General features: G+C 65.7%; 23 protein-coding genes. 11 read left to right on the forward strand and 12 right to left on the reverse strand.

The features are described 5' to 3' along the window. Positions 1-20: 20 nt before the first annotated feature. Complete coding sequence (gene dnaG, locus GV161_RS00255) at positions 21-1,916, reverse strand: DNA primase (RefSeq protein ID WP_152012384.1); 1,896 nt, start codon at positions 1,914-1,916, stop codon at positions 21-23. 123 nt (positions 1,917-2,039) lie between these two features. On the opposite strand from dnaG, the gene GV161_RS00260 reads away from it, so the two are divergent. The 4 genes from GV161_RS00260 (at position 2,040) to GV161_RS00275 (ending at position 4,120) form a co-directional block, all read left to right on the forward strand. Then, complete coding sequence (locus GV161_RS00260; RefSeq protein WP_152012383.1) at positions 2,040-2,318, forward strand: type II toxin-antitoxin system VapB family antitoxin; 279 nt, start codon at positions 2,040-2,042, stop codon at positions 2,316-2,318. Then, on the forward strand, positions 2,315-2,701 hold the full coding sequence (locus GV161_RS00265; protein ID WP_348521254.1) for a type II toxin-antitoxin system VapC family toxin: 387 nt from the start codon (positions 2,315-2,317) through the stop codon (positions 2,699-2,701). Before GV161_RS00260 ends, GV161_RS00265 begins: the two co-directional genes overlap by 4 nt. Next, positions 2,701-3,627 carry a LysR substrate-binding domain-containing protein gene (locus GV161_RS00270; protein ID WP_152012382.1) on the forward strand — a complete coding sequence of 309 codons (927 nt, stop codon included), beginning with the start codon at positions 2,701-2,703 and terminating at the stop codon, positions 3,625-3,627. The genes GV161_RS00265 and GV161_RS00270 overlap by 1 nt, the downstream gene beginning before the upstream one ends. 76 nt (positions 3,628-3,703) lie before the next feature. Further along, positions 3,704-4,120, forward strand: coding sequence for an NIPSNAP family protein (locus GV161_RS00275; RefSeq protein ID WP_244623900.1), 417 nt, complete (start codon positions 3,704-3,706; stop codon positions 4,118-4,120). A gap of 66 nt (positions 4,121-4,186) precedes the next feature. On the opposite strand, the gene GV161_RS00280 is transcribed toward GV161_RS00275, so the two are convergent. Together GV161_RS00280 and GV161_RS00285 are read right to left on the reverse strand one after the other, a co-directional pair. Then, on the reverse strand, positions 4,187-4,684 hold the full coding sequence (locus GV161_RS00280) for a hypothetical protein (protein ID WP_152012381.1): 498 nt from the start codon (positions 4,682-4,684) through the stop codon (positions 4,187-4,189). 58 nt (positions 4,685-4,742) lie between these two features. Continuing rightward, the gene (locus GV161_RS00285; RefSeq protein WP_152012380.1) at positions 4,743-5,204 is read right to left on the reverse strand and encodes a GatB/YqeY domain-containing protein; all 462 of its coding nucleotides are present in this window, start codon (positions 5,202-5,204) and stop codon (positions 4,743-4,745) included. Positions 5,205-5,337: 133 nt separating this feature from the next. Here GV161_RS00285 and carA point away from each other — a divergent pair, with 133 nt between their 5' ends. From carA to GV161_RS00300, 3 genes are all read left to right on the forward strand, one after another. Further along, positions 5,338-6,558, forward strand: a complete 1,221-nt coding sequence (carA, locus tag GV161_RS00290; RefSeq protein ID WP_152012379.1) for a glutamine-hydrolyzing carbamoyl-phosphate synthase small subunit — start codon at positions 5,338-5,340, stop codon at positions 6,556-6,558. 14 nt (positions 6,559-6,572) lie between these two features. Continuing rightward, positions 6,573-6,899, forward strand: a complete 327-nt coding sequence (locus GV161_RS00295) for an NIPSNAP family protein (RefSeq protein ID WP_152012378.1) — start codon at positions 6,573-6,575, stop codon at positions 6,897-6,899. Positions 6,900-7,088: 189 nt separating this feature from the next. Continuing rightward, positions 7,089-7,928, forward strand: a complete 840-nt coding sequence (locus tag GV161_RS00300) for a prephenate dehydrogenase (protein WP_152012377.1) — start codon at positions 7,089-7,091, stop codon at positions 7,926-7,928. Here GV161_RS00300 and GV161_RS00305 read toward each other — a convergent pair. Both GV161_RS00305 and GV161_RS00310 read right to left on the reverse strand, forming a co-directional pair. After that, positions 7,916-9,964 (reverse strand): hypothetical protein, encoded by a 2,049-nt coding sequence (locus tag GV161_RS00305; protein ID WP_152012376.1) that lies wholly within the window; start codon positions 9,962-9,964, stop codon positions 7,916-7,918. The genes GV161_RS00300 and GV161_RS00305 overlap by 13 nt on opposite strands. Before the next feature lie 112 nt (positions 9,965-10,076). Continuing rightward, on the reverse strand, positions 10,077-11,009 hold the full coding sequence (locus tag GV161_RS00310; RefSeq protein ID WP_152012375.1) for a LysR substrate-binding domain-containing protein: 933 nt from the start codon (positions 11,007-11,009) through the stop codon (positions 10,077-10,079). Between the two features lie 92 nt (positions 11,010-11,101). On the opposite strand from GV161_RS00310, the gene GV161_RS00315 reads away from it, so the two are divergent. Next, positions 11,102-12,001 (forward strand): DMT family transporter, encoded by a 900-nt coding sequence (locus tag GV161_RS00315; protein ID WP_244623899.1) that lies wholly within the window; start codon positions 11,102-11,104, stop codon positions 11,999-12,001. 319 nt (positions 12,002-12,320) lie between these two features. Next, positions 12,321-12,656, forward strand: coding sequence for a cupin domain-containing protein (locus tag GV161_RS00320; protein WP_152012374.1), 336 nt, complete (start codon positions 12,321-12,323; stop codon positions 12,654-12,656). 265 nt (positions 12,657-12,921) lie between these two features. Here GV161_RS00320 and GV161_RS00325 read toward each other — a convergent pair whose 3' ends face one another. From GV161_RS00325 to GV161_RS00340, 4 genes are all read right to left on the reverse strand, one after another. Further along, entirely contained in the window at positions 12,922-13,413 is a 492-nt protein-coding gene (locus tag GV161_RS00325) for an SRPBCC family protein (RefSeq protein WP_152012373.1), read from the reverse strand. Then, positions 13,410-13,781 (reverse strand): metalloregulator ArsR/SmtB family transcription factor, encoded by a 372-nt coding sequence (locus tag GV161_RS00330; protein ID WP_244623898.1) that lies wholly within the window; start codon positions 13,779-13,781, stop codon positions 13,410-13,412. The genes GV161_RS00325 and GV161_RS00330 overlap by 4 nt, the downstream gene beginning before the upstream one ends. Positions 13,782-14,424: 643 nt before the next feature. After that, positions 14,425-15,231 (reverse strand): inositol monophosphatase family protein, encoded by an 807-nt coding sequence (locus GV161_RS00335; RefSeq protein WP_152012372.1) that lies wholly within the window; start codon positions 15,229-15,231, stop codon positions 14,425-14,427. Positions 15,232-15,233: 2 nt separating this feature from the next. Next, on the reverse strand, positions 15,234-16,490 hold the full coding sequence (locus GV161_RS00340; RefSeq protein WP_152012371.1) for a cyclopropane-fatty-acyl-phospholipid synthase family protein: 1,257 nt from the start codon (positions 16,488-16,490) through the stop codon (positions 15,234-15,236). Positions 16,491-16,636: 146 nt separating this feature from the next. On the opposite strand from GV161_RS00340, the gene GV161_RS00345 reads away from it, so the two are divergent. Further along, positions 16,637-17,341 (forward strand): class I SAM-dependent methyltransferase, encoded by a 705-nt coding sequence (locus GV161_RS00345; protein ID WP_152012370.1) that lies wholly within the window; start codon positions 16,637-16,639, stop codon positions 17,339-17,341. Positions 17,342-17,345: 4 nt separating this feature from the next. Then, positions 17,346-17,843 (forward strand): anthrone oxygenase family protein, encoded by a 498-nt coding sequence (locus GV161_RS00350; RefSeq protein WP_152012369.1) that lies wholly within the window; start codon positions 17,346-17,348, stop codon positions 17,841-17,843. Here the strand turns inward: GV161_RS00350 and GV161_RS00355 are convergent, their stop codons facing one another. The 3 genes from GV161_RS00355 to zigA are packed head-to-tail and all read right to left on the reverse strand — an operon-like array spanning position 17,844 to position 20,842. Further along, on the reverse strand, positions 17,844-18,248 hold the full coding sequence (locus GV161_RS00355; protein WP_152012368.1) for a GtrA family protein: 405 nt from the start codon (positions 18,246-18,248) through the stop codon (positions 17,844-17,846). 45 nt (positions 18,249-18,293) lie between these two features. Next, complete coding sequence (locus tag GV161_RS00360) at positions 18,294-19,592, reverse strand: hypothetical protein (protein ID WP_152012367.1); 1,299 nt, start codon at positions 19,590-19,592, stop codon at positions 18,294-18,296. Positions 19,593-19,627: 35 nt separating this feature from the next. Then, positions 19,628-20,842, reverse strand: coding sequence for a zinc metallochaperone GTPase ZigA (gene zigA, locus GV161_RS00365; RefSeq protein WP_244623897.1), 1,215 nt, complete (start codon positions 20,840-20,842; stop codon positions 19,628-19,630). Between the last annotated feature and the right edge of the window lie 82 nt (positions 20,843-20,924).

A 20,924-nucleotide genomic window follows, 5' to 3' on the forward strand; every position in this document is an offset into this window, starting at 1 on the left:
AAAGCAACGGGCCGGCCTGGTCACTTCTCCGGATTCGCCTCGGTCCCCTCGATCGTCTCGAGGCGAGCCTTGACGTCCTTCATCCAGGCGAAATTGGCTTCCGTTGGTTCGTCAGCCAATGCGCGTTCGGCTGCCTTCAGCTCGCTATGTAGCGTGCGTGCGCGATGATGCAAGACGAGAGCCTGACGAATCGAATCAAAAACCGATTCAGGATCAGCCGTTTGCGCGAGTTTCAGCCGCTCGGCCGGCTGGGTGACGGCGAGCAGCGCCGCCCTCGCTTCCGCGACGCGGGTCTGCTCCAGCCTGCGCTCGAACGCCTCCTGGTCGAAGCTGCCATCAAAGGCCGCTTCGACGAGCGCCTGGCGGAAACGCTCGGCCGCAGTCCCATCGAGCGCAAGCTCGGCGATCTCGTCGACGCAGCGCATGACGAGGTCCGGATGGCTCGCAAGAGCCAGCAGGATGAACGCCTCACGCGTGTTCTCGCCGTGCCGGCGCTGCATCATCTGCGAACTGGCGAGTTGCGGGCTCGGCCGCACCAGCGACAGCGGCGGCCGTTCGGGGCCACGCGGAAAGCCGCGCCCACCACCGCGCGCATTGCCGCCGCCGAATCCGTTCTGGCGTCGGCTCTCGAACCGCTCCTGCTGCGGCGGCGCGAAGAGCTGGCCGAGCCGCTCGTCGATCTCGCGGCGATAATGCCGGCGCGTCGCCTCGTCGCGAATTAGGCCGAGCGGCTCCTTCAGCCTGCGCTCGAAGGCGGCGCGCCGCTCGGGCGTGTCGAGCTGGCTCGCCTCGAACTCGCGGGCCCAGAGCATGTCGACAAGCGGCTTGGCCGAACCGATCACCTCGGCGACCGCGGGCTTGCCGCCCGAGCGCGCAAGATCGTCCGGGTCCTGCCCTTCCGGCAGCAGCGCGAAGGAAAGCGAGCGCCCCGGCTCCAGCATCGGCAGTGCGAGGTCGATCGCCCGGCCCGCCGCCTTGCGGCCGGCCTTGTCGCCATCGAGGCAGATCACCGGTTCGCCCGCCATACGCCAGAGTAGCGCCAACTGGTCCTCGGTCAGCGCTGTGCCGAGCGGCGCCACTACCTGCGGGAAGCCGGCAAGCGTCATGGCGATGACGTCGACATAGCCTTCGACCACGATCACCTGGCCAGTGTCGTGCGCAGCCTTTCGGGCATTGTGGTGGTTGAACAACAGTCCGCCCTTGTGGAAGAGCGGCGTCTCCGGCGAATTCAGATATTTCGCGGGAACATCGGCGCTCATCGCCCGACCACCGAAGGCGATCACCCGGCCGCGCGCATCGTGGATCGGGAACATGACTCGGTCGCGGAAGCGGTCATAGGGCACGGCGATCTCCTCGCCATGCACCAGGAGCCCCGTCTCCATCATCGCATCGGCGCCGACGCCCTTGCCGGCGAGATGGTCGCGCAGCGCGAAGCGGTCCGGAGGGGCATAACCCATGCGGAAGAGCTGGCGCGCCTGGCCTTCCAGCCCACGGCCCGACAGGTAGCGCCGCGCCAGCCCGCCACGCTCCGATTGCAGCTCAGCCTCGAAGAAGCGCGCCGCCAGCTCGACGACCTCGTGCAGCCCCTTGCGCTTCTCCTCCTGTACCTGCGCCTCGACGGAGACCTTCGGCAAGATGACGCCAGCCTCGGAAGCGAGCTTCTCGACCGCCTCCGGGAAGGAGAGCCCTTCGGTCTCCATCACGAATTTGAAGATGTCGCCGTTCTTGCCGGACGAGAAATCGAAGAACGAGCCCTTCTGGTCGTTGACGAAGAAGGACGGCGTCTTCTCGGCGTTGAAGGGCGAAAGCCCCTTCCATTCGCGGCCGGCCTTGGAGAGGCGCACGCGCTTACCCACGACCGCCGAGACTGGCAGCCGCGCCTTGATCTCCTCAAGGACGGAGGGCGGGAACTTCATGGCTTCCTATCTGGCTGCTGCGGACCTGCTTGCCAACCACGGAAACCGCCGATGCCGGGCTTATGGTCCATATCCACAGCAAGGCTCACATGATAAAGAAAATCTCGAAAAAGGAAGAAAGCTGTGGCGCTCAACATCAAGGACCCGGAAACGGAGAAAGCGGTACGTCAACTGGCGCGCCGGCGCGGACTCAGTCTTACAGAGGCCGTGCGCATGGCCGTCAGGAGCGAGCTCGACAAGGACGAATTGTCCGAGGAAGAGAAGGCGCGGAGGGTCGCTGCTGCTCACGCCTGGATGAAGGAATTCTACCAGAAGTACGGCATCAAGCCGGCTGAGCGTTCCATGACCAAGGAAGAGATGGACGATATCGTCGGTTATGACGAGAATGGAATGTGGGGATGATCGTCATCGACGCTTCGGCAGTCGTCGCGATCATAACCGGCGAACATGATGCTCAAGCCCTGCTCGAACGCATCGCTCTCGCCTCGCATCGTTGTATCTCGGCCACCAATCTGCTGGAAGCACGGCTCGTCCTCGAACTCGGCCGTGGTCTCGAATCGATTCTGCTGAACAATCTCCTGTCTCGGTGGCAGATCGAGATCATGCCGTTCGAGGCAGAAGACGTCGAGTTCGCCTTCGAGGCCTACCGGCGCTACGGCAAAGGCCGCCATCCCGCCAAGCTGAACATGGGCGACTGCGCGGCCTACGCCTTGGCCAAGTCGCGCGGCTGGCCTTTGCTCTATAAGGGCGAGGATTTCGCGCAGACCGATATCGAGCGGGCCTGATGGCGCCCGCGGTCGAGACACGGCTGCTGCGCCAGTTCATCGCCGTCGCTGAGGAATTGAACTTCCATCGCGCGGCCGAGCGCCTGCACATGGCACAGCCGCCGCTCAGCCAGGCGATCCGCAAGCTCGAGGATGTGCTCGGCTTGTCTCTGTTCGAGCGCAGCAACCGCAGCGTGGCGCTGACGCTCGCCGGCGCGACCTTCCTCGTCAGCGCCCGGCGCGTCCTCGCTCAGCTCGAGGATGGCATCCGCGAAGCACAGGCCGTCGCCGCGGGCCAGGCCGGCAGGCTCGCGATCAGCTTCGTCGGCACCGCCCATGAGCTGCTGCCTCTGGCGCTGCGCCGCTTTCGCGCCGAATTCCCCGGCATCGAGCTCGTCCTGCGCGAGGCGACCACGGGCGAGCAGATCGCGGCGATCACCGCGGGCGAGGCCGATATCGGCCTGATGCGCCAGCCCGGCATCATGGTAGCCCAGCTTGCCAGCGAAACCCTGCTGCGCGAGCCGATCCTGGCCGCGCTGCCGGATGACCACCCCCTCGCCGCAAAGGAGAGTATTCCCCTCGCCGCCCTCGCCGGCACCGATTTCATCGGCACGCCACGCCAGCTCGGCATCGGCTTCCACGACCAGATCATCGGGCTCTGCCGGCTCGCCGGCTTCTCGCCGCGCATCGTCCAGGAAGCCCGGCAGATGCAGACCATCGCCAGCCTGGTCGCGAGCGGGCTCGGCGTCGCGCTGATCCCAGGGTCCTTGGCGCTGATGCCGCGCGCCGGGGTCGCCTTCCGGCCGATCACCGTCGAGGCGCCACTGCAGATGACCCATATCGAGCTGATCGCCGCCTGGGACGCGACGCGTCATTCGCTGGCGCGCGACAACTTCCTCGCCGTGCTCAGGCAGGTGGCTCGCGATATGCAGCAGATATCAAACTAGTACGAACAATATATTTTACCGCAGAGATCCCGGCTGGCAACCTCTCCTCGACAGCAACAGCAGGAGTGTCTTCGCCATGCCACACCGCTTGCGACGATGGGGCCTGATCGCCGCGGCCCTGACCGCGGCCGCCCTCTTCACCATCCCGACCTCGGCAACCGAACGAGCGACCATGATCGAGCAATTGCGCATCTACGAGATCTTCGAGAGCAACAAGGAGGCCTTTCACGCCCGCTTCCGCGACCACGCCGCCCGCATCATGAAGACCTATGGCTTCGACATCGCGGCGATGTGGGAGGCCAGGACCAAGGACCGTACCGAATTCATCTACGTCCTGCGCTGGCCCGACGAGGCGACCATGCGCCAGAGCTGGGCCCGCTTCATGCAGGACGCAGAGTGGTCTGCGATCAAGGACCGCACCTCCGCCGAGCACGGCCGCCTGGTCGGCGGGATCGAGGAGCGGGTGATGCAGCGCACGAGCTATTCGCCTTGAGCAGCCAGCGCCCCACAGCATCGAAGATCGATCACCTTTATCGCGTCCGATTGGACGCGCGGTGATCTAAGGGCACTGCAGCGGATCGTCCGCCAGGGCCTTCGCCACACCTTCGGTCGGCAGCAGGACGGCGGCGTCGCCGGCCCGCAATTCGATCCGCTTCGCATCGCGTAAGGCTGCCACAACCGGCTTCATCTGCGCGGCGCCGAAACTGCCGTCGGGTTTCCAGGTCAGCTCGACCTCGTCGATACCCGCCTGGGCCGTGACCGGCACGCGCGTCACCTTGCCGTCAGCCACGATCTCGACCGCCGACGGCAAGGCGTCCTTGAGCTGCGTCTTGGGCAGGACGGCCATCAGATAGGGGCCGCTCGCAATCGCCGGATTGGCCCGGGCCGCCGCCGCATCGCCGCAATAGAAGGTGAGCCGCGTCCCGTCGGCGCCGCTCACCCCGGCATAGGAGGTGCCCATCTGGTAGCCGGTGCCCCAGCCCTCTGATTGAGCAAGCGCAGCCGGGCCTTGCAAGGCGAGACCGAGCGCGACGACAACGATCGACCGTTTCGACATCGGAAGCCTCCTTTGCCGAAAGGCTGCCCGTCGATCTGGCGAAAATGCCGCCCGCGGATCAGCCGCCCAGCAACTGCTTCACCATAGGGGAGACCTTGGCGAAGTCCATCTGGCCGGCATAGGCGGCGCGCAGCGCGCCGATGACCTTGCCCATGTCCTTGACGGCGGATGCGCCGGTCTCGGCGATGACCTCCTCGATCGCTCCCCTGATCTCCTCGTCGCTCATCTGCTTGGGCAGATAGGAGGAGATCACCGCGACCTCGGCGCGCTCGCCGTCGGCGAGCTCGGGGCGGCCATTGGCGTCGTAGATCGCGATCGATTCCTGGCGCTGCTTGATCATCTTCTGCAGCAAGGCGAGGATCTCGTCGGCCGTGGCCTCGCCCTTGCCGGCCCCGCGTGCCTCGATGTCCTTGTCCTTCAGCGCGGCCTGGACCAGGCGGATGGCGGCGACCTTGCCCTTCTCGCCGGCCTTCATCGCGGTCTTGAGGTCGGCAGTGAACTGCTCGCGCAGAGTGGACATGATGTTACGAACCTTCTTCATTCATTGACGGGGCGCGGCCGCCTGATTAAGGCTCGCGCTCCAGACCGGCAGCGCCGTTTCGCGCAGCCTTCACGCTTGCCGCAGCTTCCAGCGGCCTGGACGAGACATAGACATGACCGCTCACGAAGGAAACCCCGCCACCCAGGGCTGGCAAGAGGGCTGGGTCGAGCCGCGCGCGACTGCCGTGCTGGTGCTGGCCGACGGCACGGTGCTCGAAGGCTTCGGCCTCGGCGCGACCGCGCAGGCTCCCGGCGAGGTCTGCTTCAACACGGCGATGACCGGCTATCAGGAAATCCTGACCGACCCGTCCTATGCCGGGCAGATCATCACCTTCACCTTCCCGCATATCGGCAATGTCGGCGTCAACGAAGAGGACACCGAGACGGTCAATGCCGCCGCCTCCTCCGGCGTGCGCGGCATCGTGCTGCATGCCGAGGTGACGCAGCCCTCGAACTGGCGCTCGGCGAAGCATCTCGACGCCTGGCTCAAGGCCCGCAACATCGTCGGCATCTGCGGCGTCGATACCCGCGCCCTGACCGCGCTGATCCGCGAGAACGGCATGCCCAACGCCGTCATCGCCCATGATCCGGCCGGCAATTTCGACATCGAGGCCCTGAAGAAGGAGGCCGCGGCCCTGCCCGACATGGCCGGGCTCGACCTCGTACCGCTCGTCGCCGCGACCCAGCGCTATGACTGGGAGGAGACGCCCTGGCAGTGGCCGCGCGGCTACGGCAAGCGCGAGAGCGCGGCGCACCGCGTTGTCGCGATCGACTACGGCGTCAAGCGCAACATCCTGCGCCTGCTGGCCAAGGCCGGCTGCGAGGTCGAGGTCGTGCCCTCGACAGCCTCGGCCAAGGATATCCTCGCCCTCAATCCCGATGGCGTCTTCCTGTCGAACGGCCCGGGCGACCCGGCCGCGACCGGCGAATACGCCGTGCCGGTGATCAGGGAACTGCTCGACCGCAAGATCCCGACCTTCGGCATCTGCCTCGGCCACCAGATGATGGCGCTGGCCATCGGTGGCCAGACCATGAAGATGAAGCAGGGCCATCACGGCGCCAATCATCCGGTCCAGGACAAGACCACCGGCAAGGTCGAGATCGTTTCGATGAACCACGGCTTCGCCGTCGACCCGGCGACGCTGCCGGCCAACGCGACCGAGACCCATGTTTCGCTCTTCGACGGCTCGAACTGCGGCATTGCCCTGAACGACCGGCCGGCCTTCAGTGTCCAGCACCATCCGGAGGCTTCGCCGGGGCCGCAGGACAGCCACTACCTCTTCACTCGCTTCGTCGAGCTGATGGAGGCGGAGAAGGCGAAGAAGGCCGCCTGATCACGGAGGGTGCCATGATCCACCAGTTGCGCATCAATGAGATCTTCGAGCGCAACAAGGCGGCATTCCACGCCCGCTTCCGTGATCATGCCAGCCGGATCATGGCTCGCCACGGCTTCCGCATCCTGTCGATGTGGGAGACGCGCAGCGCTGATCGTACCGAGTTCGCCTATCTCCTCGCCTGGCCCGACCTCGAGACCAAGGCGGCGCGCTGGGCGAGCTTCATGGCCGACGCCGAATGGATCGAGATCAGGCGCATCAGCGTCATCGAGCACGGCGACCTCGTCGGCGCGATCGAGGACCGCGTGCTGCTGCCGACCGACTATTCCCCGCCGCTGTAGTTGGCCGCTGTGATTGACAGGGCGACGCGCCCGCGCTTTATGCGCGCCATGACCTTTGCCTGCCTGCTCGCCCGCAACTATTACGCGCCGTCCTCATAGAAGGCGGTCGCACTCCCATGCTCAACCGCCGCGCTGGCGGTTGAATTCAGGCAGTCACCCGGCATCGCGGCCCTCCCCAAGGACAACGCGATGCTTATCCCGAACACCACCAATCCTTCCGTCGGCCTGATGGGCTTTGGCGCCTTCGGCCGCCTGGTCGCCCGTCACCTCAAGCCGCATTGCCGCCTGCTCGCCTTCGATCCGGCGCTGCCGGCCGATGCAGCCGCCGGCGGCATCATCGCCGCCGATCCGGCCGAGATCGCCGCCTGCGACATCATCATCCTCGCCGTACCCGTCGCCGCCCTCTCCGAGGCGATCGCGACCTTGCGCCCGCATCTGCGCGCCGGCGCGATCGTCGTCGATGTCGGCTCGGTCAAGATCGGCCCGGCCATGACCATGCTTGCCGAGCTGCCCGAGGACGTCGAGATCGTCGGCACGCATCCGCTCTTCGGGCCGCAGAGCGGGCGCGACGGCATTGCCGGCCTCAAGATCGCGATCTGCCCGATCCGAGGCCGCAGTGCCTGGCGCATCGCCGCCTTCCTGCGCCAAGTGCTGCGCCTCAAGGTCATCATGACCACGCCGGAAGCTCACGATCGCGAAGCGGCAATGGTCCAGGGCCTGACCCATCTGATCGCCAAGATCCTGGTCCGGATGGAGCCGCTGCCGCGCCGCATGACCACGGCGAGCTTCGACCTGCTGATGCGCGCGACCGAAATGGTGCGCCATGACAGCCCGGCGGTCTTCCTTGCCATCGAGCAGGCCAACCCGCATGCGCGGCCGGTGCGCGATCGCTTCTTCGCGCTCGCCGAGGAGATGCGGGCGCATCTGGACGGGGCCCGGCAATCTCTCGCGAGGACAGAAGAACCATCGGCGGCTCGGCCGTCGGCACCTGTCACGGAACTGGCTGGCGGGCTGCCCTATCCGTCGTAGCAGTCTCGACCGTTCCCGCGCATGAAGTAGGCGCTTGGAAAGTCCCGGTAGTTGGACGTCGCGGCGTTGACCATCTGGGTGACGGTGAGAGCGGGATAGGCGTTGGTCGGATAGGTCACGTTGATGTAATCGAACAGTGACCAGCCGAACGATGTAGGCCGGTTCGCGAGCACGCCGAGATATTCCAGCAGCCTGCCCTGGATGTTGAGCTTGCCGACGCCCAGATAGGTCGAGCTCCCGAAATTGATCAGCATTTCGCCGCGCTGGCGCGGCTGCTTCACCGCGTCGATGAAGAGCTGGAACTTCGTGCTCCACGGATCGATCAGCGGCAAGCCCTTGTAGCGATCCTGAATGTAGACACGAAACTGGCGCTTGTCGGTTGGCTCCAGCCAAAACCCGTCCCGATTATCGCCGAAGTTCATCGGCACGCCGAGGGAAAGGTCCTCATTGATGCGATTGATCAGGTAGATCTTCCCCATCGCCTCGCTGAGATGAGGGATATCGGACTTGTTGACGATCACAGGATAGGCCTGCAGCACTGCACGCAGCGCGTCATAGACGGCAGCTCCGTATCGACCCGGATCGACGCTGTTCCAGTCGTCGATCTTCAACGACATCACCAGAAACTCCCAGGTCCGCGAGGACAGGAAAGCACGGCACTCGTCCAGCAGTGACACGAAGGACTGATACTCGTTGATCGGGGTGCCGCCGCTGTGTGGCCCGTGGCAGGTCACGAATGTGAAGGTCGAGTCCGATTTCTGCACCTTCAGCCTGACATCGAGAACGCGAACACCGGCCTCGAGCTGCTGCGTGATCGACATGTTGTGGCAGGCATAGGCCGTCGTCGGCAGCCAGGTGTTGATCGCCGCGCTGTCATGCGTCCCCATCAGGCTGATGTCGCAGATCAAGGGGTCGAGGATCGGCGAAGGCTGATCGCCGCCGCTTCTGGCGGGGACGGCCGCCACTGCCCCGGGGCCGACCTTGGCCACCATCCCACCCTTGACCGCGCCTCCTCCTGCTGGGGCGGGCATCGGCTTGGTGTGCATGTCCATGGTCTGCTGGACCCGGTAGCCGGTCGTCACGACCGGATCCGGGAACGGCATCAGACTCAGACCCGGGCCGAAGCTGGATTCGGGATTGATCATGCCGGACCGGCTCGCGATCGACACGTCGCCCGACCAGCTGCTGCCGTCGAACCAGGATATGAAGATCGCAGGGTTGCCGCGCCCGCGATAGGCCAGCCAGAGCTTGTTGTCGAAGACCAGAAGATTGGGAGCATTATCGGTGCGGGCATCAAGATGCCCGGCCTGGTCGGAAAGCTTCTGGTCGCCCGACCAGGTGCTCCCGTCGAGCCAGGAGATGAAGAGACCGTCCTTCTGGGCGCCCTTGTAGATCAGGACGAGCCTGTCGTTGAAGACAGCCGCGGCAGGCCCTCGATCCGACCAGGGGTCGATCCCGCCCGGCAATTCGCTGATCGGTTTGTCGCCGTCCCAATCGCCGCCGTCGAACCAGGCTGCGTAGAGTTTCACGACACCGGCGCCCTTGTAGATCAGGTAGAGCTTATTGTTGAAGACAACGGCCGTGGGAGGCTGGTCCGACTTCACCGTGCTGCCGGACTTCGTGCCGATCGGGATATCGCCATGCCACTGCCAGCCGTCGAACCAGGAGCCGTAGATGGTCGTGCTTCCGGCTCCGACATAGAACATGTACAGAAGGTCATTGTAGACGACCAGAGTCGGCGCCTGGTCTGTCTTAGGGTCGACCTCTCTTGAAAGATCACTGATTTTCTGGTCGCTACCCCAGGTCACCCCGTCAAAGAACGACATGAATATATTGCTACCGAGATGGCCGTTATAAACCATCAAAATCCGATTATTATACAGGCAAGCAGCCGGCGCGCTTTTCGTCTTGGGAGTTATGCCACCGCGCTGGCTTGATATGCTCGTGTCGCCCGCCCACGTCGTCCCATCATAGATGCTCGTGAATATCTCCGTGCTCTCGCCCTTGCCCCTATAAAACAGCCCCAGCTTCGGCATGGTGAGTCTCCCGAATCTCAACCTCTGCGAGAGAGATGAGACCGAGCGCAACCGGCGTCAATTCGAGTGTGAACCGGTGTTCACACCCACAACCAAACCTCGCACGTTCGTTTCAGGCCGCCTTCGCCTCCTGCCTGAGGAACCCCGCGAGCTTGCCCGCCGACAGCCCGGCCTCATGGGCGATCCTTGCCGCCAATGCCATGGCAGCCGGGCGCGGCTGACCCATCGGCCGGTCGAGCCAATAGGAGACCGGATTGAGCGCTGTACGCCGATCGACCCTGACGACCCGCCCGGCATCGACCTGCGCCTGCGCCAGCGGCGGTCGCGATAGCGCCACGCCGAGTCCGCTGGCGGCGGCGTCGAGCACGAGGTTGTAGTCCTCGAACCTCCGGTCCTGCTGGCGCGGCCGGAAGTCGAGCCCCTGCGCATTGAACCAGGCGCGCCAGCCGGCGGCGTCCGAATCATGGATCAATGGCTGGTCGAGGAAGCGCTCCGGCTTGCCCTCACCGATCGCCTTGGCCAGCTCCGGCGAGGCAACCGGATAGCACCACTCCTCGAACAGCTGCACCGAGACCCGGCCCGGCGTGCCGCCCCGGCCGCAGCGAATGGCAAGGTCGATGCCCTCCTCCTCGAGATCGACCTTGCGATGGTCGACCTGCAGCATGATCCGCACGGCGGGATCGCCACTCTCCAGAAGCTGCCAGCGTGGCATCAGCCAGAGCGAGCAGACCGACGGCGTCGCGCTGAAGCGCACCACCGCCGCCCCGCGCGGCTCGCTCCACCGGTCGGATGAATCGGCGAAGACCGAGAAGGCCTCCTGCGTGCGCTGGAACAGGCGTTGCCCCTCCGGTGTCAGCGCGACGCCGCGCGCCTGGCGCTCGAAAACGCGCAGGCCAAGCCAGTGCTCGAGCTTGGCGACCTGCCGCGAGATCGCGCCATGGGTGAGGTTCAGCGCCTCGGCCGCGGCCGAGAAACTGCCGGAGCGGGCAGCGGCCTCGAAGGCGCGCAGCGTGTCTAATGGCGGAAGTGGCGAGTTGTGATCCATACTCACAGCTCGTCATTGAATTACTCGTTTGTCAATCAGCTCGCCGAAGCGCTTATCCGAAGGCGAACCGTCACCAGCCTTTGAGGCCTGCCATGACAACCGTCCCCTCCGCCGCGTCCTCCCGGCCCGGCTCCACCCTCGACGCCATGCTACTCTTCACCATCCCCTTCACCGTGATCGCCTGGGCTTCGTCCTTCCCGGCGATCCGGGCCGGTCTTGCCGGCTTCGGCGCCCTCGAACTCGCCGCCCTGCGCTTTGCCATCGCCGGCGTCTTCGCCGCGCTCTTCCTGATCGTGACGCGCCCGAAGCTGCCCGAGCGCGCCGACATCTGGCGCTTCCTCACCGGCGGCATCGTCTTCATCGCGCTCTATGCGATCTTCCTCAATCTCGGCCAGCGCGTCGTTCCGGCGGGCGCGGCGAGCTTCATCATCAACACCAACCCGATCATGACGGCGGCGCTCGCCATGCTGGTCCTGAACGAGCGTTTCAGCGCGCTGGCGTGGGCCGGCACGGCACTGGCCTTCGCCGGCATCGGCGTCATCGCTGTCGGCAACGGGCTCGACCTCAACATCGGCGTCAGCGTCCTGCTGATCCTCGGCGCCGCCCTGTGCAATTCAGTCTCGACCGTGGTGCAGAAGCCGCTCTTCGCCCGCCACAAGCCGCTCACGGTCGCGGCCTGGAACATGGCGCTCGGCGGGCTCGCGCTGACGCCCTTCCTGCCCGGCGCGCTGGAGCAACTGCCGGCCGCCCCGGCGCAGGCGATCTGGTCGGTGGTCTGGCTCGCTCTGGTCTCGAGCGTCGTCGCCTACGGCACCTGGGCGATCACCCTGTCGCGCCTGCCGGCCGCCCGCGCCGCCAATTTCCAGTACTGCGTGCCGCCGGCGGCGATGCTGATCAGCTTCCTCTGGCTCGGCGAGGTCCCGACCACGCTCGGCCTGATCGGCGGCGCCATGGCGCTGGCCGGCGTCGTGCTCGTCAACCTGAAGCGCTGAAGCCATCGCCATTCTCGGGCGGCGCACAGCGCTGACCCGGGAATCTCATGACGAGAAGGCGCAGGCCGGAGCCCCCTCCGGCCTGAGATGCTCGGGTCAAGCCCGAGCATGACGTGCCTTCACTGACCACCTTGCACTCCCGCCCGGCTTGCTTCGATTCCCAGGATCGTTGCCGGCGCAGGCGATCGACATGGTCTTCCGCTGCCCGTCGCTCGCTGAGATATCTTGGCACAAAGATAATTATCTTGACGGAAAGATATCTCTCAGCTAGATATCTTTCCGTCAAGGTAAATTGACGCGATCAGCCAGGGAGGCAGTCATGTTCAACGTCCTTCGGTCCGAAGATCAGCAGCGCGGCGCCAATCGCACGGTGCGTTTCGAAGGCGAAGCGCTCGGCGGCCCGGTCTCGTTCTTCATCGTCGACGCCGAGCCGGGCCAGGGCTCGATGCTGCACGTCCACCCCTATTCCGAGACCTGGATCGTCCGGAAGGGCGAGGCCGAGTTCACTGTCGGTGGTGAACGGACACGGGGCTATCCCGGCGACGTCGTCGTCGCCGCGCCCGACATCCCGCATCGCTTCGAGAATGTCGGCGACGGCCGACTGGAGCTGATCTGCGTCCACCCGAACGGGCGGATTCTGCAGCAGAATCTCTGAGGCTCATTCCTTGAGATGGAAGACCGGCGACGATGCGCCTATCACCGCGCATCGCCTGCGAGCCCAGAAGGACCAGGCCGTCATCTTCCATCACGCTGTCATCCCGGACAAGCGGCGGAGCCGCGCCGATCCGGGACCCATTCCTGAGCCTATTGGAATAAGGCTCCGGAATGGGCCCCGGGTCTCCCTGCGGTCGCCCGGGACGACCCGCGCCTTTTTCAGCAAGAAAGCGCCGGCGTCGTTGCATTCATGACCGACCGGGCTCTCAGGCCCGCAGGTGCCCAGCCTTGATGTACTCGACCATCTGGCCGACCACAGTGCCCCATCCCTCGTGGAAGCCCATCTCTTCATGCTGCTTGCGGCTGGCATCGCTGCCATGGATGGCGACGGCCCGGTAATGCGTGCCGTTGCCGTCCCTGGCGAGGTCGAGGATGGCGGTGAAGAACGGATTCGGCGAAGGCCGATAACCACCGAGGAGCGTGTCGGTCATGATCAGCCGCTCCAGCGGCTTCACCTCAAGATAGCACTGCGTGTTGGCGAATTCCTGGCCCTCGGGCGAGCGCATGGTGAAGTTGATCGCGCCGCCGGGACGCAGGTCGAGGTCCAGGGCGGAGATCGTCCACGGCTTGGGCGCGAACCAGTTACGCAGGTGCTCTGGCGTCGTCCAGGCACGCCAAACCAGCTCGACCGGGACGTCGAGCTTGCGTTCGAGCACGAGGTCGAGCTCGGGATTGATCGTGATCGCAGGCAAGGTCATTTGTTCTCTTCCTCCTTCAGGCTCATGACATAGGCGTCGAAGCGGTCGAGCCGGCGCGCCCACACATTGCGCTGGCGCCCGAGCCAATCCTCGGCGAGCTTCAATTGGTCGGCGGCCAGTTCGTAGGTCCTGACCCGCCCGGCCTTGTGCGAGCGCACCAGGCCGCTGGTTTCGAGCACCTTCAGATGCTCGACGAAGGACGGCAGGGCCATCTTGTAGGGCGCAGCGAGCTCGCTCACCGAGGCCGGCCGCGCTGTCAGGCGCTCCAGCACATTGCGCCGCGTCGGATCCGACAGAGCCCGGAAGATCTGGTCCACGATGACGGCACTGGCCGCCTGTGGTGCGTTGGATCCGATGTGCGGTGTCACGATGTCCCCCTCGGCCCCTTCGCCGGCGGCATCGATAGCGGGACTCAATACTTAGGTCAATTCCTTAGTTTTGCAAATTACCGATGCCATGCGAACAGAACCATTCATTGAAGCAAGGGGTTCCCACTCCTCTCCGTCATGGTCGGGCTTGTCCCGACCATCCACGTCTTTCGTCGGTGAGAATGGTGCCCAAGACGTGGATGCTCGCCACAAGGGCGAGCATGACGGTCGAGCGGACGGGGACAAATCCCCAATCAATCCCCGCCCCCGAAACCTGGCTTATGCTTCTCCCCGTCCCGCCCGAACCGAGGGGGCTTCGCGAGGCATCATGAGGCCGGGCGGGAGAGCGGTGTTTCGTGGCGAAAGGACCGTTGCGGGTCCAAAGTAGCTGCGGAGGGTTGTCGTCGTTCGGGACATGCGGTCCCGGTCCCGCCGGACATAAACAGATGACGGCAATTCATAGAGAACCGCGCGCGGGGTTCGGGCAGTGGCCAGTGACGCTGCTTCGACATCATCGACATCGACATTCGGCACGCAGCCGTCGACTGCGACGCCGCCTGGCCCCGCGCCCTCCCTCGGATGGCGTCCAGCATCGAACCCTCGCGGCGGAAGCCGGCGGGGTGCTTTTTCTCGTCGGCCCGCCTCAGCCTTCCGCGAACAACCGCCGCTGCAGCTCGTCCCACAGCTCGGGCGTTTGCGCAGCCAGGATGCCGAAGCCTTGCTCGGCCGGCTTGTAGGGACGCCCGTCGAAGCGGGCCGCCCGGCCGCCGGCCTCTTCGAGAAAAAGCGTGCCGGGCGCATGGTCCCAGGGCAGTCCGCGCCAGAACATCACGAAATGCTGCTCGCCGCGCACGATCGCCGGATATTCCTCGCCGGCGCAATGCATCCCCGGCGTGATGGCAAGATCCCGGCCATTGGCCTTGACCCGCGCCGTGATCTCGGCCGGCAGGAAGCGGGTCAGCACGCCGCCGCGCAGCCCGGTCCATTGCGGCGCCTGCGCAACCCTGACGCGCTCACCATCGACCCAGGCGCCCGAACCACGCTCGGCGACATGGAGCGTCCCGGTCGCCGGGCTCAGCATCCAGGAGGCGACGGGCTCGCCCTCGCGCAGCAGCGCCACCATCATCGAGAAGCACGGGCTGCCCTTGATGAAATTGGCGGTGCCGTCGACGGGATCGACGACGAAGACCGTGCCCTCGCCCAGCCCCTGCAACAGCTCCGGCTGCGCCGAGACCGCCTCCTCGCCGATTACCCGCGATCCCGGCAGCAGCGCCGGCAGCCGGAGATTGAGCAGCCGCTCGGCCTCTTCGTCGGCGATCGTGACCTCTTCGCCCGGCGATTTCACCCGGACTTCCGACTCCGCCAGCTTGCGGAAGCGCGGCATCACCACCTCGGCCGCGACCTCGCGCAGCAGGTCGGAGACCTGCCCGATCAGCTCTTGTCCAACCATCGTCAGAAGCCCCGCTTTTCCAGCTCGGCTTCGGCGTCGGTGATGTAGTCCCGGATCACCGGGACGGCGCTCTTGTGCGGGCCGAGCAGCAGCTGGAAGACCATGTCGCCGCCGATGTCGAAGGAGATCGAGCAGGCGGAGAGGTAGAACTCCCACATCCGCGCAAAGCGCTCGCCCAGCATCGTCACCACCTCCGGCCGGTGCGCCATGAAGCGCTCGCGCCAGGCTTCCAGCGTCCAGTGGTAGTGCCGACGCCAGAACTCGCAGTCGGAATGCCAGAGCCCGGTCTGCTCGACTGCGGCGAAGACCTCCGACAGCGCCGGGGCGTAGCCGCCGGGGAAGATGTACTTGTCGAAGAACGGGCCGGTGAAACCGGGCGGGCCGACGCGGCCGATGCAGTGCACGAGCGCGATCCCGTCGGGGGTGAGCAGGTCGCGGATCTTCTCGAAATATTCGAGGTAATGCGCGACGCCGACATGCTCCATCATGCCGACCGAGACGACGCGGTCGAAGCTGCCGGTCAGCTCGCGATAGTCCTTGTTGATGAAGCTGACGGCATCGCCGACGCCGGCCGCCTCGGCGCGCTTCTGGGCGGCCGCCATCTGGTCGGGTGAGACGTTGAGGCCGGTGACCTTCGCCCCGCAGGCCTTGGCGAGATAGATCGAAAGCTCGCCCCAGCCCGAGCCGATATCGAGCACGCGCATGCCCGGCTCGATCTTCAGCTTGGCGGCAAGGTGCCGGAGCTTGGCCTTTTGCGCAGCTTCAAGCCCGACCTCGGGGCTGTGCCAATAGGCGCAGGAATAGGTCATCGTCTCGTCAAGCCAGAGCCGATAGAACTCGGTCGGGATGTCGTAGTGGTGCTTGACCTTCTTGCCGGCGACGCCGAGCGGGTTGTGCATCCGCCAGCGCCGGATTTTGAAACGGATCTTGCGGATCGCCGCCTGCAGCGGGTGCTTGCGCAATTCGCTGCGCTGGATCCAGAACAGCGTCAGGAGGTCGTGGATGGTCGAGCCGTCCTCGAATTCGATCCGCTCATCCATATAGCCTTCGGCCAGCGCCAGCTCGGGATTGAGGAAGAGCTCGCGCTCGATCTTGCTATCCTTGAAACGCACCGTCACCTCGCCGGCGACGACGGGCTTGCCGGCGAAGACGAACTCGGTCCGGCCAGGCCCGAAGACATGCCGCGTTCCGTCCGGCGCAATGACGGTCAAGCGGCCCTTGCGGATCGAGCGCTTCAAGAGTTTCGGCAACAGCAGCATGGTCGGGCAGGCTCCGGTCGGTCGCGCGCAGGCTATTGGCTCGCCAGCCGTGCCGTAAACCCCGCATGCAATCAACCTGCTCTGCATACACGGCGCGGCCATGCTAAGGGCTAGCCGCGAAGGCGCCCCCTCGAAACGGAGACCCGATGTCCTGGCGTGATTTCTGGAACGGCGAGCACGCGATCTACGTCTCGGATCGCCACAAGGCCCTGCATTATCGCCGCATCGCGCAGGATATCGCCGCCGCCGTACCCTCCAGGGACGCAAGCGTGCTCGATGTCGGCTGCGGCGAGGCGCTCTCGGCCGATCTCGTCGCCGCGGCGACTGGCAGGCTGATTCTCTGTGAGGCCGCCCCGACCGTCCGCGAGAAACTGAGAGCCCGCTTCGGCGCGCTCACCAATCTCTCGGTCGTCTCGCCGGAAGAGGTCGAGGCGCTGCCGGATGATTCGCTCGATCTCGTCGTCGCCAATTCGCTGATCCAGTATCTCGGCGAAGACGAGCTGAAGCGGGCGCTGGCGACCTGGCTCACCAAGCTCAAGCCCGGCGGCGAGCTCATCCTCGCTGACGTGATCCCGCCCGACCTCTCGCCGTTGACCGATGCGACCGAACTGCTCGGCTTCGCCTGGCGCGGCGGCTTCTTCGTCGCGGCGCTCGGCGGCCTCGTCCGCACCGTCTTCTCGGACTATCGCAAGCTGCGCGCCCAATATGGGCTGTCGACCTACAGCGCCGTCGGCATCACTGCGCTCATTGAAGCCGCCGGCTTCAAGGGCGTCACACGCCGTACCAATTTCGGCCATAACCCGCACCGCATGGCCTTCTCGGCCAGGAAGCAGCTCATACCGGAGGTTTGACGCCATGACCTCGCTCGCGCTCGCTCTCACCGTCGTCACATTGGCTCTGGCCGGCGCCATGGTCGGCTTCTTCTACGCCTATTCGATGTCGGTGATGTGGGCGCTCGACGCGGTCGATCCGAAGGCCGCGATCGCGTCGATGCAGAGCATCAACATCGTCGTGCGCAACGCCATCTTCTTCCCGGCCTTCTTCGGCACGCCGGTGGTGGCGCTGGTGGCGGCCGGGCTCTGGTGGAAGGCGGGCGCCGGGCAGGTCGCGCTGCTGCTGGCGCTCGCCGCCATCATCTATCTGGCCGGCACCTTCCTCGTCACTATCGTCGCCAATGTGCCGATGAACGAGGCGCTCGCCATCGCGACGATTCCCACCGATCCCGAGCAGGCACGGACGCTCTGGCGGAATTATTCCGGCCCGTGGACGCTGTGGAACCATGTCCGCACGGTCGCTAGCTTTGCGAGCCTGCTGCTGGTCGGCTGGGCGCTCTACGCCGCCGGGCAGGCCTGATCACGCCCCTTCGCGATCGGCGAAGGAGAAGAATTTGTGCCCTGCGAAGGTGAAGATCATCACGATCAGCGTGGTGACGACCTGCATCGGCAGATAGGGCAGCCCGGCGACCTTGACGAAGAGGTGCATCAGCACGCCGGTGAGCAGGAAGCCGCCGAAGGCGATCAGGCTAAAGCGCCAGCTCGCCTCGCCATGGCTCCGCGTCGCCTCGAAGGTCAGCCAGCGGTTCAGCGCGTAGGAGACGACGCCGCCGAGCACGAACCCGGCGAGCGAGGCGGCAACCGGATCGGCCCCGCCGAGTTCGACCAGGCCGATCAGTAGCCCATAATGCGCGACCGCCGCCATCACGCCCGAAAAGGCATAGGCGATGACCTGGCGCGTGTGGCGGGGAAGACGGTTCAGCATCCGGGATGCCTATACCCCGGATGCTGAACGGAAGCCTACGGCCAATCAGCCCGCATCGCTGCCGGCAAGATTGGCCGGCATGCCCTCGACCGGCAGGTCGAGCGCCTGCTTCAGCGTCTCGAGGTTGTATTCGCGGATGCGGCCGTTCGTGGGGTCGCTGACATAGGCGCTGCCGCCGACCACCGCGAGCGAGGGCGTCGGCGTCTTGGCTCCATACTGGCAGTCGAAGGCCGGCACGGCGTCGAAGCTGGCGAGCTCCTTCCAGGCGGCGACGTCATAGACCCGGAGCTTGCCGTCCGGTGTCAGATTGGCGAGCCGCCGGCCATTGGCGGAGAGCTCGAACTGGCAGGCCGACTGGCCGCCCGGCACCGACAGGACATCGGCCGAGGTCAGCGACTTGGCGGTCGGGTCGACCCGGAGCAGCCCGTCATAGGGCGAGGTCTTGCCGTAATTGGCGACCATGAACTTTGCTCCCGCCTTCGCCTTGATCGCGCTGATCCGGCGCTCGTCGGGATAGGCGAGCTTGTGCGCGCCGAACTTGCCGCCGGCCTGCGACAGCACCAGCATCCCGCCGCCCTCCCCCTCGGCGCAGCCGAAGACATGGCGGCCATCGGCCGCGGCATGGCCGTGATAGAGCTTGCAGGAGGCGTCGGCCTTGGCCGGATCGTTGAAGCTGGCGAGCCTGGCCCAGCTGCCCTTCGTCCGGTCGAGGATCTCGAAGCCATCCGGCCGCGACGAGGCGCTCTTGTCCTCGCCCTTCACGTAGACCGGGTTCGGCACCGACATCAGCCAGCGCCCCTCGCCCATCGGCACGACGATGCCGTGCTGCGGCCCCGGACTCAGCCATTCCGTCAGCTGCGGCTTGTCCTTGGCGAGATCGTTGATCACGACCAGCACCGCCTTCGCCGTGCTCTGCCCGTCCCAGGGACGGATGCCGTCATAGAACAAAGCGAGCTGGCCATGACCGGAGATGACATGGGCCGGCTTCTGGCCAGTCAGCACGAGGTCGACGAGCTTCACCGGCCCCTTCTCGATGTCGTTGTGGTCGCCATGCGACTCGATCGTCAGGCCGGTATCGAGGAAGCGGATCGTGCCGGCATCGTCGCCGGTCTTGATCACCACGAAACGGCCACCCTGCGCGGTAGCGAAGCCGGGATTGGCCTTGGGCACGTCGAAGCTGTGCGTGACCTCGCCGGTGTCGAGGTCGAGCACGCGCACGACCGGCTTTTCGTGATCGGCGAAGACCAGCCGGCCGCGCAGCACGGCGTGGTCATGGGCGAACGCCGGCAGGCTCGACAGCACGGCGGATATGGCGAGCGAGGACAACAGGGAAAGCGAACGCATCATGGTCTCCAGGGCGGACGGGAAAGGGGGAGGTCTCAGGCGGCGGTGGCGCGGCGCCAGGCCGGGAACGGGTCGGGCAAATCGCGATAGCGCTCGGGCTTGAAGGCGATGGTCGGGGTCTCGCCGAGCAGACAGGCATCGAGCCCGGCGCGGATAGCGCGCTCGTCCATGCCGGCACCGATGAAAACCAGCTCTTGGCGGCGATCGCCCCAAACCGAGTGCCAGTGCCGGTTCAGAATCGCCTTCCATTCCGGATGGTCAGGCCAGCGCGGGCGCGGCACGGCGGCCCACCAGAAGCCCATCGCCTCGGTCCGGCAGATGCTGCCTGCAAGCGACATCTCGCCGACCCATTCGGGCCGCGTCGCCAGCCAGAAATGGCCCTTGGCGCGGATCAGCCCCGGCCAGCTCCGCGCCAGGAAGGCGTTGAACTTTTCCGGATGGAACGGCCGGCGCGCCCGGTAGACGAAGGAGGAAATGCCGTATTCCTCGGTCTCCGGCACATGGTCTTTGAAGCCATAGAGCTCCTTGTGCCAGAGCGGATGCTGCTGCGCCTTCTCATGGTCGAACAGGCCGGTATCGAGGATCGCGTCCAGCGGCGCGCGGCCGAAATCCACCTCGATCAGCCGCGCATCCGGATTGAGCGCCCGGATGACGAGCCTGGCCTGCGCCACAGCCTCCGGCCCGGCATCGCCGGCCTTGTTGAGCACGACGACATCGGCGAACTCGATCTGCTCGACCAGGAGATCGACCAGCGTACGTTCGTCGCCCTCTCCGGCGGTCTCGCCGCGCTCGCGCAGGAAGTCACGCGAGCCGTAATCCTTGAGCAGGTTCACCGCATCGACCACCGTCACCATGGTGTCGAGCCGGGCGAGGTCGGAGAGCGAGAAGCCGTCCTCGTCGCGGAATTCGAAGGTCGCGGCGATCGGCAGCGGTTCGGCGATGCCAGTGCCCTCGATCAGCAGGTAGTCGAAGCGGCCATCGCGAGCGAGCCGGCCGACCTCGGCCAGAAGGTCGTCGCGCAAGGTGCAGCAGATGCAGCCATTGCTCATCTCGACCAGCTTCTCGTCGGTGCGCGAGAGATCGCCGCCGCCGGCACGGACGAGGTCGGCGTCGATGTTCACCTCGCTCATGTCGTTGACGATGACCGCGACCTTGCGGCCTTCGCGGTTGTTGAGGACGTGGTTGAGCAGCGTCGTCTTGCCGGCGCCGAGAAAGCCGGACAACACGGTGACGGGAAGGCGGCCATCCATCTCGGATCTCATATTTTGTTACGTTGTAACATTTCATAACGAGAGCAAATCGCCGACGCAAGGCTGCCGTGCAGGCGCGTCG

The sequence above is a fragment of the Bosea sp. 29B genome (assembly GCF_902506165.1).
Classification (GTDB): domain Bacteria; phylum Pseudomonadota; class Alphaproteobacteria; order Rhizobiales; family Beijerinckiaceae; genus Allobosea.

Bases quoted from the DNA above. Each gene is read 5' to 3' on its own strand.
- GV161_RS00265 (WP_348521254.1), top strand. From the start codon at position 2,315: ATGATCGTCATCGACGCTTCGGCAGTCGTCGCGATCATAACCGGCGAA.
- GV161_RS00270 (WP_152012382.1), top strand. From the start codon at position 2,701: ATGGCGCCCGCGGTCGAGACACGGCTGCTGCGCCAGTTCATCGCCGTC.
- GV161_RS00355 (WP_152012368.1), bottom strand. From the start codon at position 18,248: ATGCTGAACCGTCTTCCCCGCCACACGCGCCAGGTCATCGCCTATGCC.
- GV161_RS00320 (WP_152012374.1), top strand. From the start codon at position 12,321: ATGTTCAACGTCCTTCGGTCCGAAGATCAGCAGCGCGGCGCCAATCGC.
- GV161_RS00360 (WP_152012367.1), bottom strand. From the start codon at position 19,592: ATGCGTTCGCTTTCCCTGTTGTCCTCGCTCGCCATATCCGCCGTGCTG.
- GV161_RS00325 (WP_152012373.1), bottom strand. From the start codon at position 13,413: ATGACCTTGCCTGCGATCACGATCAATCCCGAGCTCGACCTCGTGCTC.
- GV161_RS00275 (WP_244623900.1), top strand. From the start codon at position 3,704: ATGCCACACCGCTTGCGACGATGGGGCCTGATCGCCGCGGCCCTGACC.
- GV161_RS00315 (WP_244623899.1), top strand. From the start codon at position 11,102: ATGACAACCGTCCCCTCCGCCGCGTCCTCCCGGCCCGGCTCCACCCTC.
- GV161_RS00310 (WP_152012375.1), bottom strand. From the start codon at position 11,009: ATGGATCACAACTCGCCACTTCCGCCATTAGACACGCTGCGCGCCTTC.
- GV161_RS00345 (WP_152012370.1), top strand. From the start codon at position 16,637: ATGTCCTGGCGTGATTTCTGGAACGGCGAGCACGCGATCTACGTCTCG.
- GV161_RS00280 (WP_152012381.1), bottom strand. From the start codon at position 4,684: ATGTCGAAACGGTCGATCGTTGTCGTCGCGCTCGGTCTCGCCTTGCAA.
- zigA (WP_244623897.1), bottom strand. From the start codon at position 20,842: ATGGATGGCCGCCTTCCCGTCACCGTGTTGTCCGGCTTTCTCGGCGCC.
- carA (WP_152012379.1), top strand. From the start codon at position 5,338: ATGACCGCTCACGAAGGAAACCCCGCCACCCAGGGCTGGCAAGAGGGC.
- GV161_RS00335 (WP_152012372.1), bottom strand. From the start codon at position 15,231: ATGGTTGGACAAGAGCTGATCGGGCAGGTCTCCGACCTGCTGCGCGAG.
- GV161_RS00305 (WP_152012376.1), bottom strand. From the start codon at position 9,964: ATGCCGAAGCTGGGGCTGTTTTATAGGGGCAAGGGCGAGAGCACGGAG.
- GV161_RS00295 (WP_152012378.1), top strand. From the start codon at position 6,573: ATGATCCACCAGTTGCGCATCAATGAGATCTTCGAGCGCAACAAGGCG.
- dnaG (WP_152012384.1), bottom strand. From the start codon at position 1,916: ATGAAGTTCCCGCCCTCCGTCCTTGAGGAGATCAAGGCGCGGCTGCCA.
- GV161_RS00340 (WP_152012371.1), bottom strand. From the start codon at position 16,490: ATGCTGCTGTTGCCGAAACTCTTGAAGCGCTCGATCCGCAAGGGCCGC.
- GV161_RS00350 (WP_152012369.1), top strand. From the start codon at position 17,346: ATGACCTCGCTCGCGCTCGCTCTCACCGTCGTCACATTGGCTCTGGCC.
- GV161_RS00300 (WP_152012377.1), top strand. From the start codon at position 7,089: ATGCTTATCCCGAACACCACCAATCCTTCCGTCGGCCTGATGGGCTTT.
- GV161_RS00285 (WP_152012380.1), bottom strand. From the start codon at position 5,204: ATGTCCACTCTGCGCGAGCAGTTCACTGCCGACCTCAAGACCGCGATG.